Genomic DNA, 13,959 nt, shown 5'->3' with positions numbered 1-13,959 from the left:
TCAGATCAATACAAATCAGTTTAAAAAGAATTTCACGCCTAAGGAACCTCGCAGCACTTTAAAGAGCTCATTACTAGGCGATACGCGGTAACCACGTGACAACATTTCCACTTCCAGATGCGTCTCAGGGTCCTTAACTGTCATGCTTACCTGGCATCCGCCGGGGTAGCTTCCGAACGTATCATTAAGTACCTGAATGAACTGCGCGTCTATCTGATCCAGCGTGAGGTTAATCTTAATTTTCTTGCACATTTTATCCATGATCTCGGGCAGTAACTGGATTTGAGAGATCTTGAACTCGAACTGGTCTTCCTGCTTCCAGCGGTTCTGGACTTTGCCTTTGATATACAAAAACTGGCCGACTTGTAAATAGTTTTTAAAGCGGATGTAGTCCTCCCCTCCGATCAACATTTCCATCGTGCCCTGATAATCTTCAATTTTAAAGATCATGAACAGGCTACCATTTTTGGACATCCTCTCCTGCGCGCTCGTGACGATACCAGCGATGTTGATTTCCTTACCATAATATTTCGGCGCGCGCTCACCTTCCTGGATTTCCATCACTTTGTCGACCGTACAGTTACAGAAATTATCCAATTCTGTGCGGAAAGTATCGAGCGGATGGCCGGAAATGTAGAAACCTACAACTTCCTGTTCGTAACGCAGTTTGGCAAGATCGTCCCATTCACCAACTTCCGCTGGTTTCGGCTTGGCCAACGTAGAGCCGCTATCGCCAAGCATACCGAACAGTGATGCCTGGGCTGATGATTTTTCCGCATGATAATTGTTCGCATAGCGGATCAATTTCTCGATAAACGTGCCGGTTTCCCCCTGCTCTACCGCAAAGTATTGTGCACGGTGGTAGTCTGTAAAACAGTCGAATGCACCAGCATATGCGAGGCTTTCCAATGTCTTTTTATTAACAGTACGAAGGTTGACACGTGTCATAAAATCGAACACATCCTTAAATGGGCCATTATTAGTCCGCTCTTCGATGATCGATTCGACAGCCGCATCACCGCTTCCCTTTACACCAGCCAGCCCGAAACGGATCTCCTTCTTCTTGTTCACACCAAACTGCCGCTCCGATTCATTAATATCCGGCCCCAGAACGGTGATACCCAAGTTCTTACATTCTTCCATGAAGAATGTGATCTTGTCGATACTACCCAGAGAGCTGGTCAAAACCGACGCCATGTATTCCGATTGGTAATGCGCTTTTAAATATGCTGTCTGATACGCAACAAATGCGTAGCACGTCGAGTGGGATTTGTTAAATGCGTAGGATGCAAATGCCTCCCAGTCCGTCCAGATCTTTTCCAGCTTTTTAGCATCCAGCCCCTTGTCGGTGCCACCTTTCATGAAATCGCCTTTGAGCTTGTTCAGCGTCTCGATCTGCTTCTTACCCATCGCCTTACGCAACGTATCCGCCTGACCTTTTGTAAAACCCGCCAGCTTTTGCGACAAAAGCATCACCTGCTCCTGGTAAACTGTAATACCATAAGTATCGGCCAGATACTCTTCCAACTCGGGCAAATCGTAAGTCACTTCTTCCTGCCCATTCTTCCGGCGGATAAAGTTCGGAATGTAAGCGATCGGACCGGGGCGGTATAATGCGTTCATAGCGATAAGGTGCTCGAAACGGTCAGGGATGAGGTCGCGCATGTACTTCTTCATCCCGTCGGATTCGAACTGGAATATCGCGTTGGTATCGCCTCTCTGGAAAAGTTCAAAAACTTTCGGATCGTCCAGCGGAACATCGTCGATGACAATTTCTACCCCATAATTGTTCTTAATCATCCGCAGCGCTTCCTTGATAATGGAAAGGTTTCGAAGCCCCAGAAAGTCCATCTTGATAACCCCCGCGTCCTCGATAATCTTTCCCTGGTATTGGGTAATCAGAAAGTCGGAATCTTTAGAAGTACTTACCGGGATGATTTCGGTCAGATCGCTTGGCGCGATAATGATACCAGCTGCATGGATACCTGTATTTCGCACCGTTCCTTCGAGCCTGCGGGCTTCTTGCAGAACGCTGGCCTGCAAATCGTTCCCCTGTGCAATGGCCCGCATTCGCTTCACATTTTCCAGTTCATCGGGCGAGATGCCTTCCTTTTTCATAAGGCTACCTTCTCCTTCGAGCGGTGCTGTGAAGATCCGGTTCAGCGTCATGTTATAAGTCGGCTTATCCGGAACGAGCTTCGCCAGCATGTTCGCATCCTGCAATGGCAGGTCCATTACGCGCGAAACATCTTTAATTGCCGATTTTGCGGCCATTGTACCATAAGTTACAATCTGTGCAACCTGATTGTACCCATATTTTTTTACCACATAATCGATCACCTTCTGGCGACCGTCGTCGTCAAAATCGGTATCGATATCGGGCATGGAAATACGGTCAGGATTGAGGAAACGCTCAAAAAGAAGATCGTACTTGATAGGGTCAATATTTGTGATACCAATGGCATATGCCACCGCCGAACCTGCCGCAGAGCCACGGCCAGGGCCAATAAACACACCCATATTACGCCCTGCTTCAATAAAGTCTGCCACAATAAGGAAGTACCCTGGAAAACCCATGTTCCTGATCGTCTGCAGCTCGAAGTTGAGACGCTCCTCGATTTCGGGTGTTACAGCGTTGTATTTCTTTCTTGCCCCTGCGAATGTAAGATGCCGCAGGTACTCCCATTGGTTCAAAACGTCGGCGGTGAGCTCCTTCTTTCCCACCATTTCCGACAATGTATGGGTCTTGAACTCGTCGGGGATCGGGAAGTTGGGGAGTAAAATATCTTTCCGGAGATCGAGCGTTTTAATCTTATCTACAATCTCATTCGTATTGTCCAGCGACTCGGGCAAGTCGTTGAACAGTTGCAGCATTTCGCTGGTTTTTTTGAAATAAAACTGGTCGTTATAGAATGCAAAGCGCGAGCCTTTCGGAATACCCTTTTCGTCATCGAAATCCTTGGCCGATGGCGTGCTCTGCTTATCTCCGGTATTGATACACAGCAAGATATCGTGCGCATTCCAATCGTCGCGGTCTACATAATGTGAGTCGTTGGAGCAGATAACTTTTACATTATACTTTTTGGCAAACTTCAGAAGCACCTCATTCACAATATATTGATCGCGGATGTCGTGACGCTGTAATTCCACATAAAAGTCGTCGCCAAACAAATCGAGCCACCAGCGAAACTCGCGTTCAGCCGCTTCCTCTCCCTGGCGGATAATGGTTTTCGGGATAATGGCACCGATGCAACAAGTTGTCGCAATCAGCCCGCGGTGATATTTCACGATCAGTTCCTTATCGATCCGTGGATATTTACCATACATCCCCTCCATAAAGCCCAGCGAGCACATCTTCACCAGGTTTTTGTAACCAATTTCATCTTTGGCCAATAACAATTGATGGTGACGAACGTCCTTTTTGTCCTTGGTAAACTGCCGCACGTGCCGGTCTTCCACCACATAAAATTCGCAACCGACGATCGGCTTAATGCCCTGCTTGTTCCCCTCGGCCACAAACTCGAACACCCCGAACATGTTACCATGGTCGGTGATGGCAACGGCAGGCATATTGTCCTCCTTAGCCTTTTTGAAAAGCTTTTTAATATCGGCAGCACCGTCGAGCAGCGAAAATTGGGTGTGACAGTGCAAATGGGAAAATTGCATATTAATAGGGTTGTAATGGGTATTGCAGGCAGCTCAATCTCGAATTAGCTTTACGGATTACATTTCCTCCGCTTCTTCGTACAATACATAATTCATATAATCGGTAAAGGGTTTCAGCAATTGAATGCCTTTCAAAACCAAGCTACCGAAGTCTTTGGAAGCCACCTCTTTATCGGTGTATCGGTGCATAAAAAATAGCTGTTTACGTTTCAGCAGATCAATTTCCGGGTGATCCTTCGCATAACCTTTCGGGGTCGTCTTTAAAGTCTCGCCATGTATTTCAGGGAAATAACTGTGAAATTCTTCTTCATTAATAATTGTTTTCAGCTCATTCGCATTATAATCGATCTCCTGACGAAAGCGCGCCAGTTGCTCCGTGGTTACTTCCCACATGCCACCTCCGAGGAAGGTCTGGTCACCGGGCTGGACTTGCAGGTAGTAATCGATCTTGCCCGAGCTTTTACCGCCCGGACCGATGCCGGCTGCCAGATTAGTTTTGTAAGGAGCTTTGTTTTTCGAAAAACGGACGTCGCGGTAAATGCGCAGCATACAATCCTTTACTTGCACATTCCCGAGGTCCTCAAACTTACCCACTTCTTCGATCAGGTAGCCGACCAGCTTTTCCATATCCGCCTTCGCGGCTTCAAAAAGTTTCTTATTTTCCTGAAACCACTCCCTGTTATTGTTTTCGGCTAATTGACTGAGAAAGTGCAGCGTTTTAGAATCCATGTCGCGTTGGTGAAGGTATAAAATTCAAATTTACTACGTTTTCTGATTCAATTTACCGAATTTTGGGATTAAGAAAAGGCTAATGTTTACCTGAAAACGCTAAACTGTTGAAAGCTATGAATGTTCAGTATTTGTCGAATGAAGAAGGAGAAAGGACTGGTGTTTATATCTCCATGAAGGAGTGGGAGGATATTCAAAGAAAACTGGAACAGCTGGAACAGACTGATTTCTGGGACGAGTTACCCGGTCACGTGAAGGATGGCATTGAACGCGGTCAAAAACAGGCGATGACAGGCCAGACCAAATCTCACGACGAAGTAATGGAAAAGTATAGCAAGTATCTATGAGCTTACCTATTCTCTGGTCGGCCGAAGCAGAAAACACCTTTGCTGACATTATCACACACTTAGAATTGAATTGGACAGAAAAAGAGATCAGTAAATTCATCTGAATCACCAAGGATGTTCTGAAACAGATAGCGGCGTTTCCCTTAATGTACGAAGCTTCCCCATCGAAGCCGGAAGTGCGAAAGGGGTTTGTCACCAAGCAATGCTCGTTGTTTTATGAAGTAAATGAAGACCATATCGTTTTGCTCTACTTCTGGGACAATCGCCGCGAAACCAAACCAGGCAACTAAGTATTAAAAACAATAAATGGCCAGAATCCTAACAGGCATTCAAAGCAGCGGGCGACCACACCTGGGTAACATCCTGGGAGCCATCAAACCTGCGATCGAACTCTCTAAAAACCCGCAGAACGAATCTTTTTTTTTCATCGCCGACCTCCATTCGCTTACGACCCTGAAAAATGGCGTTGAACGTGGCGAATATGTCCGCGCCATCGCAGCGACCTGGCTCGCATTCGGATTCGACTACAAAAAAAATGTATTCTGGCGCCAATCACGCGTGCAGGAGCATACCGAGCTTGGCTGGTACCTGAATTGCTTCACGCCGTTCCCCATGCTGGCAAATGCGACTTCATTTAAAGACAAATCGGAGAAACTGGCCGATGTGAACGCGGGGCTTTTTACATATCCCGTTTTACAAGCGGCTGACATTCTGCTTTATAATGCCAACATTATTCCGGTGGGTAAAGACCAGAAACAGCATTTGGAAATGTCTAAGGACATTGCGAACCGGTTCAACATCATGGCCGGCGAGGAGATTCTGGTATTGCCCGAACCGCAGATCGACGAGCGTATCATGACGATTCCGGGGCTCGACGGACAGAAAATGAGCAAGTCATACCATAATTATATCGACATTTTCCTCCCTGAAAACGAGCTGAAAAAGATCACCAAAAAGATCCTTTCCGATTCGAAGCAACTGGAAGAACCCAAAGACCCGGATGCCGACATTACGTTCCAGCTTTACAGCCTGGTGGCTAAGGAATCAGAGGTCGAAACGATGAGGCAGAATTACCTGAATGGCGGTTACGGCTACGGCCATGCCAAACAGGCACTTTTTGAATGTTTTATTGAGGTATTCGCTGAGCCAAGGCGCATTTTCAATTATTATATGGAAAATGCGGAAGAGCTGGAAGGCATTCTGGTGGAAGGTGAGGCCAAAGCACGCGAAATCGCGCAGGATACGATCGGCAAGGTTAGGAAAGTACTCGGTTTCAGTTCATGACAGAGGCGGTAGAAACGCTGACCCGAACCGACCACGAGCTATTTTTATGGCTCAATGGGCTACATACGCCCTGGCTCGACACGGTGATGTACTGGATTACCTATAAATTTACCTGGGTCCCGCTCTATATTCTGCTAATCACATTGACGATAAGGGCGGAAGGTTGGAAAAAGGGCGCATTCATAATAGTCGCGGTGGTACTGGCCGTTGCAGTAGCCGACAAAATCACATCCGGGTTCATGAAGCCCTACTTTCTGAGACTGAGACCATGCCATGATCCGTCGCTGCAAGGGTTAATGCATAGCGTTACGGATTGCGGCGGGATGTATGGCTTTGCTTCTTCACACGCGTCGACAAGCTTCGCGTTGGCGATTAGCTGGTTCGGCTTGCTTCACGTGAAAGTGCGAAATATGTGGTTGCTGTATCTCTGGGCCTCAATTTATGCATATAGCCGCATATATGTAGGCGTGCATTTCCCGCTCGACATTCTCGTGGGCGCGCTCGTCGGGCTACTCACGGGCTATTGCTTTGTGCAGCTTTATTATATTTTTTTAAAAAGATACTATCTTAATTAACTGCTTTTGCTTAATTTTGCGCAAATTTTAGTTTGGCCATGGGTTCATTCAATACAGTAAAAATATTTTCGGGGAGTCAGTCCGAATATTTGGCCAAAGACATTGCCAGGTATTATGGTAAGGAGCTGGGAGGCTACACGTTACGCAAATTCAGCGATGGCGAATTGTCCCCAAGTTTCGAGGAGTCGATCAGGGGTTGTGATGTTTTTCTCATCCAATCTACCATGCCTCCTGCCGATAACCTGATGGAATTGCTGCTCATGGTGGATGCGGCCCGTCGTGCCTCGGCACATTATGTTACGGTAGTAATCCCCTATTTTGGCTACGCCAGACAAGATAGAAAAGATAAGCCACGTGTGGCAATTGCTGCAAAAGTTGTTGCTAACCTGCTGACTGCCGTGGGGGTTGACCGCGTGATGACCATAGATTTACACGCCGGCCAAATTCAGGGTTTCCTGGATCTGCCTGTGGACCACCTCGAAGGAACATCGATTTTTGTTCCTTATATTAAATCCCTGAACCTTAAAAATCTCCTGATCGCATCCCCTGACGTGGGCGGCGCCGCTCGGGCACGGAATTTTGCCAAATTCCTGAACGCGGACATGATCCTTTGTGACAAGCACCGGAAACGCGCCAACGAAATTGCGAGCATGCAGGTGATCGGAGATGTGGAGGGAATGGATGTAGTGCTCGTAGATGACTTGATCGACACTGGAGGAACGCTTTGCAAAGCGGCCGAGATTATCATGGAAAAAGGCGCGACGTCCGTAAGGGCGATCAGCACGCATGCAATCATGTCGGGTAAGGCGCATGAAAATATTGCCAGTTCAGTGCTGGAAGAGCTGATTGTAACAGATACTATCCCTCTTAAGCAACAGAATGAAAAAATCCGCGTACTGTCGGTTGCAGAAATTTTTGCAAAGGCAATAGGTAGGATCCGCGATCACGAATCTATTAGTTCATTGTTTATAAATTATCAGTAAAATTTTCTTTTATTTAACTTTCTTATTAAAATTCTTATGAAAAGTATTGAGATTGTAGGGTTTAAAAGAGCGAATCTCGGCAAGGTGGAATCACAGAACTTGCGCGCTCAAGGATATGTTCCATCTGTGCTGTACGGAGGCGACGAGCAAGTGCATTTTTATGCGCCAACCATGTTGTTCCGTGAATTGCTTTTCACACCAGATATTTTTAACGTTACCCTGAACATCGAAGGTACTGAGTACAATGCGATTCTTCAGGAAACACAATACCATCCGGTGAACGATGCGTTGATCCACGCGGATTTTCTGCAAATTATTCCTGGAAAGGAAATTAAAGTTGAAGTTCCTGTTAAATTGACAGGTACATCCACCGGTGTTATGAAAGGTGGTAAAATGAACCAAAAATTGCGTAAATTGCGCGTACAAGGTCTTGCGGAGAACATCCCTGACTATGTAGATGTTGATGTAACAGACCTGGATTTAGGAAAATCTGTTAAAGTTGGTGCACTGAAAGCTGAAAATTTTGTTATATTAACAGCGACAAGTAATCCGATCGCATCTGTTGAAATCCCACGTGCGCTTCGCGGTACACTTGGCAAGTAAGTATTTTATTTTTCATGGCTAATAGATGCAAACGTGCCGACCATTGGTCGGCATATTTGTTTATAGCCAGTTCCGTATTTGTTCAACCAAGACTTCATTGATACGGACGTAACTTTCATGTGTCCAGCCGCCGATATGCGGGGTAAACACAACGCGGTCCGAAGCACGCAAATAGTCGAAAGTCTGCTGCTGTTCCGGTGTCAGTTTTCCAATCTTTTCATTTTCCAACACATCCAGGCAGGCGCCTTTGATTTTGCCGCTTTCCAATGCCTCGGTAACCGCCTTTAATTTCACCACCTCGCCTCTGGATAAGTTCAACAGGTAAAATGGTTTGGCAAAACCTTCAATTAATTCTTCATTCACCCAATGGCGGGTGACCTCCGTCAGCGGAACGTGGAGGCTCAGAACATCGGCTTCACGCATAATCTCTTCTATCGATGACTCCTGTGCGAACACATCGCCGTAATTGTTACGGTATTTGTCATACGCAAGCACCTTGCAGCCAAAACCGCTCAGACGCTTTGCAGTAGCCGAGCCGTTGTTCCCATAGCCGATCAGGCCGACGGTTTTACCCATCAACTCCACCCCCCTATTGCCTTCGCGGTCCCAGATTCCATTACGGACTTGCTGGTCGGCACGCAGGATATTGTTAAAAAGCGCTAATAACATGCCTAATGCATGTTCGGCAACGGCATCACGATTGCCGGTACCCGCGTGGAAAACCTCGATATTCAACTCTTCCGCCACATCCAGGTCGATCAGGTCGAGTCCGGCTCCGGCACGGGCGATGAAGCGCAATTTCGAAGCATTTTCGAGCATGTCGCGATCGATGAACGTCTTACTGCGGATAATCAGCCCATCGTATGCAGGCAATGCATCTTTAATATCTTCTCTTTTGAATTCAGGATGGTAATCATAGTCCCATTTTTGCTCGTCCAGCATCCCGAATAATGAGGTATGCATGGAGTCTGCGATCAGGATTTTCATAGTAGCACGGGATTTTTTGTAACTTGCCGGTTGAACCGTTCGGCAAAAGTAATACAGAATTACGCAGGAGAACACATACAACAGCATTTACCTACATGAGCGAACAACACAGTGATAAACCGGTTATCGGAATCACAATAGGCGATTATAACGGCATTGGCCCGGAAGTAATCCTTAAAGCATTAGAGGGAAACCAGTTAGCGAAATTGTGCACACCAATCATCTACGGCTCCCTCAGAGTATTAAACCAATACCGCAACCTTTTTGAAATGAAGGAATGGGCCTTACACGGTATCCAGAAACCAGAGCAGGCCAATCAAAAACTCACGAACGTTATCACTTGCTGGCACGACCATCAGACAGAAATACAACCCGGAAAAATAACTGCCGAAGCGGGACAGGGCTCATTTGCCGCATTGAAAAGAGCAGTCGAAGACTTGAAAGAAGGAAAGTTACACGCGCTTGTTACCGGCCCAATCAATAAGGATAATATCCAGAATGAGGATTTCACATTCCCCGGCCATACCGAATTTCTCGCGCAGTCGTTCGGAAAGGATGATGCATTGATGTTTATGGTAGCAGGTGATCTGCGTGTGGGCGTACTTACGGGCCATATTCCCCTGCAAAATGTACGCGAACATATTACCGCTGAAAAGCTCTCCGCCAAAATCGAGCAGATGCTGGAATCCTTGAAAGGTGATTTTGGTATAAAAAAGCCAAAACTGGCGGTGTTAGGTCTGAACCCGCACGCGGGCGAGAATGGCCTGCTCGGTACCGAGGAAATCGACGTTATTCAGCCCGTGATTAATCAGTTTAAGGAGAAAGGACACCTTGTGGTAGGTGCATTCCCAGCCGACGGCTTTTTTGCCGCGGGTACCTACCGGCAATACGACGCCGTTTTGGCCATGTACCACGACCAGGGGTTGATTCCGTTCAAAACGCTGGCATTCAATGAAGGTGTGAACTTTACAGCCGGGCTTTCCGCAGTCCGCACCTCGCCCGACCATGGTACGGCCTACAATATTGCTGGGCAAAACCTCGCCGAACCGGGTTCGCTACTGCAAGCACTATACCTGGCATGCGACGTGTACAGATTCCGCATTTTCAACGCTGATATGGAAAAGAATGCATTGATATCGAAACCACAACCATCTGAAAGTCAACACCCCGCAAAATCCGGGGGGAAGCAACGGTTTAATTAGGCCTGACGGCCCGACCATGGACCGCCGACCATAGTCTTACGATTATCATTCCACGGTCTATGGTCGGCGGTCGGCGGTCGGCGGTCGGCGGTCGGCGGTCGGCGGTCGGCGGTCGGCGGTCGGCGGTCAAAATCAAAAAAAGCATCAACCAGTTCCCAACAAGGAATTAACGCACATCCATATGCTCAAATCAATGACCGGATACGGTGTATCCAACATCGAATCCGAATCGATCAATGTCACAGTTGAAATCAAGACATTGAATTCCAAATTCCTGGATATTTACTGCCGTATACCGCGCAACTACTCCGAGAGGGAAATTGAAATACGGAACCTCATCACCCAATCGCTCGAACGTGGCAAGGTGGAGTTTACGCTCACCATCCAGCCGGTGGGAAAGACGGTCGCCTCCACTTCTGTAAACCGTGCATTGGTGAGTGCGTATTATCAGGATTTGTCGGAAACAGCTACCAGCCTGGGCTTCTCGCACGACGGCACCGAACTACTGCGCATTGCGCTGCAACTACCGAATGCTTACAATAACGAAACCGTGGACGAGACGAGCAAAGAGGATGACTGGGCACAGATCAAGGTTGCGATATTGGAAGCGTTGCGCAAATGCTCCGTTTTCCGCGAACAGGAGGGCCGCATGACGGCTGAAAAATTCGCGGAATACATCAAAACAATCCAAACATTGCTGGATCAGGTTGCTGAACAAGACAAGGCAAGAATCCCCGCCGTACGCGAACGGCTGGAAAAACAGGTAAGGGATTTCTTATCCGACGATAATTTCGATCCTAACCGATTCGAGCAGGAACTGATCTATTACGTCGAGAAATTCGATATTTCCGAAGAAAAGATCCGGCTGGCCAACCACCTCGACTATTTCCTTGAAACGATGAAGGCTTCCGAAAGCAATGGCAAGAAGCTGAACTTCATTGCCCAGGAAATCGGTCGGGAGATCAACACCATCGGCTCGAAAGCCAATGACGCCTCGATCCAGCATCTTGTGGTGCAGATGAAGGACGAGTTGGAGAAGATCAAGGAGCAAACGATGAACATTATCTGATGCCCGAAGAAAGGCTTCCTCTTTCGTTCTATTCCGCCTACGACACCCGAACGCTCGCGAAAAAGCTGCTCGGCTGCGAGCTCGTGCACGAGAGCCCCGACGGTCTCACAAGCGGTATTATTGTCGAAACCGAAGCCTATTTACAGGACGATCCCGCCTGCCATGCTTCATTCAACCGCCGTACCATGCGCACCGAACCGATGTTCGGCGCTGCGGGTACGGTATATGTGTACCTGATCTATGGGATGTACCAATGCTTCAACGTGGTGAGTGAAGCCGAAGGTATTGGCGAAGCGGTGCTGATCCGCGCATTACAGCCTACTGCCGGCATGGAGCTTATGGAACTGAGAAGGCAATTCCGGCCTGGAAAAGTACCGACACTATCGTCCGCCAAAATCGCATTGAAGGAACTTTGTCGCGGCCCTGGCAAACTAGTTCGCGCGATGGGGATCGAGCGTGATCTTCATAATACTACACTTTTGACCGAAGGAAATCTATATCTGCGCGCGGCAAACTTCGAGCCGAGCGACATCGTGGCGGGACCGCGTATTGGCATTAATGTTGGTCGTGAACTTCCTTACAGATATTACATAAAAGACAATATTTTTGTAAGTAAAGGTTAACTAAGCGCGCCTTATTACATCAACCTCGACAACCCGCTATTACCGCCTAACTGGCATGGTATCAACAATATATGAATGAATTCTACAAACTAATTCTCTTCTTTTCTTTTGGATGCATTCTTTTCGCCGCACAGTGTACCTCTATTGGACAGAACGGGCAGGAAAAAGCCGTGGAAGTTGTGGAAGCCAAGCCACAAGAGGGTTTCGCTGAAGATACCGCTCTGATCCGCAAGTACTACAAGTTGGGTTCCGAATATCTGTTCCTGGATGCCGAAAAATCCATGTTTTACGCAAAACATGTGCTGCGGCTTTCGCAAAAGCACCAATGGGGAGTGGGAAAGCTTCTGGCCTACAATCTTTTGAGCACCTATTACCTGCTTGACGGCAGCTACGATATCTTAAGGGAGCTCTCCAACGAAACGATTACCCTTTCAAGGCAGCTCAATCTGCCGACTTTCACCGCGCACGGCAAACGGTTTCTCGGCGAAAGCTATTCCGAATATCGTCAGTGGGATTCTTCACGGATCAATTACGAACATGCGGTGCAGATGTTCACCCGCCTGAAAGCCGACAGCTCGCTTGCATTAAGCATTGAAAACCTGGGTAACTGTTACCGTGAAAAAAGTATGTATGACGTAGCCGTGAAGCTTTACGACCAGTCATATAAGATGTTCGATAAGATGAATTCCGACTGGGGCCGCGCCACGGTGCTGCAAAGTATCGGCTACATGCATGTACGCCTCGCTCATTACACGGAAGCGGAGCAGTACTTTTTAAGAAGCATCGCGTTGTTTCGCAAAATCGATAACCGTTACGGCCAACTGAACTGTCTGAACGATCTCAGCAATACCTATTTTTACCTGAAAAAGTACGACCAATCCATAGAGGCAGGATTAAAGGCATTTGAATATGCGAAAATCTACCATTCCTCGCAACAGACCAACTGGGCGCTGGTGACGCTTGCGCGCTCTTACAAAGCCATAGGAAAGTACGATGTGGCACTGGATTACAGTCAGGAGGTCAATTTCGTACGGCGTATGATCCACGACGAGTCAATTAAGCGGCAGTACACGATGTACCAGCTTATGTACGACAACAAACTGATGGATACTGAGATCCAGCAGAAGATCATCAACGAGCAGCGGGTACAGCAACGTATCCTGATTGCATTTACCTGTGTAGTTATACTTTCCGCGATTTTCCTGTGGTTTAATAACAAAAAGCTCCGGGCCAAGAACGCCGAAATAGAGGCTGCACTCATCGAGGGGCAGACCATCGAGCGCAAGCGCGTAGCAGCCGAACTACACGATCACCTGGGGGGTACATTGGCATCGCTCAACTGGTATTTGTACGGGATTGATAAAAAGGTTCTTTCGGAAGAAGAGCAAAAGATATACGACAGCGTGCATCAGATGGTTGGCGCAGCTTACCGAGAGGTTCGGAGCCTTTCGCACAACCTGATGCCCGCAGAGCTGGAAGAGCACGGGCTGACTATGGCTTTGCACCGGCTGATCAACAAACTGAACGAGAACAAGAAAATTGCATTCACTTTTAACCTGAAAGGAATGAATAGCCGACTCAACAACAAGATTGAGTTTGAGCTGTATAGCATTGTTTTGGAATTAACCAATAACATTATCAAACACTCCGGTGCCACAGAGGCGTTGGTTGAACTGACCGAAAACGTTAAGACAATTGTATTGATTGTGAGTGACGACGGTACAGGAATGATTGAACCCGACCGACAAGGCGTCGGCCTTCGGAATATCAAAAGCCGTGTGGAAAGCCTGCATGGTAAAATCCAGATCCATAGCCAGATAAAGAACGGGATCCGTGTCGAAATTGAGATCCCAAAGGTAGTCATTAAGTGATTATTCCTGCTCATCAAGAC

At 47.5% G+C, this 13,959-nt stretch carries 12 protein-coding genes; 9 read left to right on the top strand and 3 right to left on the bottom strand.

Annotation, left to right across the window (positions count from 1 at the left end; translation table 11 throughout):
- Positions 1–15: 15 nt before the first annotated feature.
- Positions 16–3,666 (bottom strand): DNA polymerase III subunit alpha, encoded by a 3,651-nt coding sequence (gene dnaE / locus LZD49_RS01985; protein ID WP_234665636.1) that lies wholly within the window; start codon positions 3,664–3,666, stop codon positions 16–18.
- Between the two features lie 57 nt (positions 3,667–3,723).
- On the bottom strand, positions 3,724–4,395 hold the full coding sequence (locus tag LZD49_RS01980; protein ID WP_234665635.1) for a DUF2461 domain-containing protein: 672 nt from the start codon (positions 4,393–4,395) through the stop codon (positions 3,724–3,726).
- A gap of 116 nt (positions 4,396–4,511) precedes the next feature.
- Between LZD49_RS01980 and LZD49_RS01975 the strand changes: the two genes are divergently transcribed.
- The 5 genes from LZD49_RS01975 (at position 4,512) to LZD49_RS01955 (ending at position 8,187) form a co-directional block, all read left to right on the top strand.
- A complete protein-coding gene (locus LZD49_RS01975) occupies positions 4,512–4,742 on the top strand; it encodes a hypothetical protein (RefSeq protein ID WP_234665634.1) in 231 nt (76 codons plus the stop codon).
- 306 nt (positions 4,743–5,048) lie between these two features.
- Positions 5,049–6,026, top strand: a complete 978-nt coding sequence (gene trpS / locus LZD49_RS01970) for a tryptophan--tRNA ligase (protein WP_234665633.1) — start codon at positions 5,049–5,051, stop codon at positions 6,024–6,026.
- Positions 6,023–6,601: a phosphatase PAP2 family protein gene (locus LZD49_RS01965; RefSeq protein ID WP_234665632.1), complete on the top strand. Its 579-nt coding sequence runs from the start codon at positions 6,023–6,025 to the stop codon at positions 6,599–6,601. The genes trpS and LZD49_RS01965 overlap by 4 nt, the downstream gene beginning before the upstream one ends.
- Positions 6,602–6,639: 38 nt before the next feature.
- A complete protein-coding gene (locus LZD49_RS01960; protein WP_234665631.1) occupies positions 6,640–7,584 on the top strand; it encodes a ribose-phosphate pyrophosphokinase in 945 nt (314 codons plus the stop codon).
- Positions 7,585–7,620: 36 nt separating this feature from the next.
- Positions 7,621–8,187, top strand: coding sequence for a 50S ribosomal protein L25/general stress protein Ctc (locus LZD49_RS01955; RefSeq protein ID WP_234665630.1), 567 nt, complete (start codon positions 7,621–7,623; stop codon positions 8,185–8,187).
- 60 nt (positions 8,188–8,247) lie between these two features.
- Here LZD49_RS01955 and LZD49_RS01950 read toward each other — a convergent pair whose 3' ends face one another.
- Positions 8,248–9,261: a 2-hydroxyacid dehydrogenase gene (locus LZD49_RS01950; protein ID WP_234665629.1), complete on the bottom strand. Its 1,014-nt coding sequence runs from the start codon at positions 9,259–9,261 to the stop codon at positions 8,248–8,250.
- An 8-nt stretch (positions 9,262–9,269) separates the two neighbouring features.
- On the opposite strand from LZD49_RS01950, the gene pdxA reads away from it, so the two are divergent.
- From pdxA to LZD49_RS01930, 4 genes are all read left to right on the top strand, one after another.
- Positions 9,270–10,376, top strand: coding sequence for a 4-hydroxythreonine-4-phosphate dehydrogenase PdxA (gene pdxA / locus LZD49_RS01945; protein WP_234665628.1), 1,107 nt, complete (start codon positions 9,270–9,272; stop codon positions 10,374–10,376).
- Positions 10,377–10,557: 181 nt separating this feature from the next.
- Positions 10,558–11,445 carry a YicC/YloC family endoribonuclease gene (locus tag LZD49_RS01940; RefSeq protein WP_234665627.1) on the top strand — a complete coding sequence of 296 codons (888 nt, stop codon included), beginning with the start codon at positions 10,558–10,560 and terminating at the stop codon, positions 11,443–11,445.
- A complete protein-coding gene (locus LZD49_RS01935; RefSeq protein WP_234665626.1) occupies positions 11,445–12,068 on the top strand; it encodes a DNA-3-methyladenine glycosylase in 624 nt (207 codons plus the stop codon). Before LZD49_RS01940 ends, LZD49_RS01935 begins: the two co-directional genes overlap by 1 nt.
- A 71-nt stretch (positions 12,069–12,139) precedes the next feature.
- Positions 12,140–13,939 (top strand): sensor histidine kinase, encoded by a 1,800-nt coding sequence (locus LZD49_RS01930; RefSeq protein ID WP_234665625.1) that lies wholly within the window; start codon positions 12,140–12,142, stop codon positions 13,937–13,939.
- Positions 13,940–13,959: the final 20 nt, after the last annotated feature.

The sequence above is a fragment of the Dyadobacter sp. CY261 genome, from assembly GCF_021440085.1.
Lineage (GTDB): Bacteria > Bacteroidota > Bacteroidia > Cytophagales > Spirosomataceae > Dyadobacter.
This window is presented reverse-complemented; position numbering and strand designations above follow the sequence as displayed.

Excerpts from the sequence above, each read along its gene's own strand:
- dnaE (WP_234665636.1), bottom strand. The coding sequence starts at position 3,666 with ATGCAATTTTCCCATTTGCACTGTCACACCCAATTTTCGCTGCTCGAC.
- LZD49_RS01980 (WP_234665635.1), bottom strand. The coding sequence starts at position 4,395 with ATGGATTCTAAAACGCTGCACTTTCTCAGTCAATTAGCCGAAAACAAT.
- LZD49_RS01975 (WP_234665634.1), top strand. The coding sequence starts at position 4,512 with ATGAATGTTCAGTATTTGTCGAATGAAGAAGGAGAAAGGACTGGTGTT.
- trpS (WP_234665633.1), top strand. The coding sequence starts at position 5,049 with ATGGCCAGAATCCTAACAGGCATTCAAAGCAGCGGGCGACCACACCTG.
- LZD49_RS01965 (WP_234665632.1), top strand. The coding sequence starts at position 6,023 with ATGACAGAGGCGGTAGAAACGCTGACCCGAACCGACCACGAGCTATTT.
- LZD49_RS01960 (WP_234665631.1), top strand. The coding sequence starts at position 6,640 with ATGGGTTCATTCAATACAGTAAAAATATTTTCGGGGAGTCAGTCCGAA.
- LZD49_RS01955 (WP_234665630.1), top strand. The coding sequence starts at position 7,621 with ATGAAAAGTATTGAGATTGTAGGGTTTAAAAGAGCGAATCTCGGCAAG.
- LZD49_RS01950 (WP_234665629.1), bottom strand. The coding sequence starts at position 9,261 with ATGCTGTTGTATGTGTTCTCCTGCGTAATTCTGTATTACTTTTGCCGA.
- pdxA (WP_234665628.1), top strand. The coding sequence starts at position 9,270 with ATGAGCGAACAACACAGTGATAAACCGGTTATCGGAATCACAATAGGC.
- LZD49_RS01940 (WP_234665627.1), top strand. The coding sequence starts at position 10,558 with ATGCTCAAATCAATGACCGGATACGGTGTATCCAACATCGAATCCGAA.
- LZD49_RS01935 (WP_234665626.1), top strand. The coding sequence starts at position 11,445 with ATGCCCGAAGAAAGGCTTCCTCTTTCGTTCTATTCCGCCTACGACACC.
- LZD49_RS01930 (WP_234665625.1), top strand. The coding sequence starts at position 12,140 with ATGAATGAATTCTACAAACTAATTCTCTTCTTTTCTTTTGGATGCATT.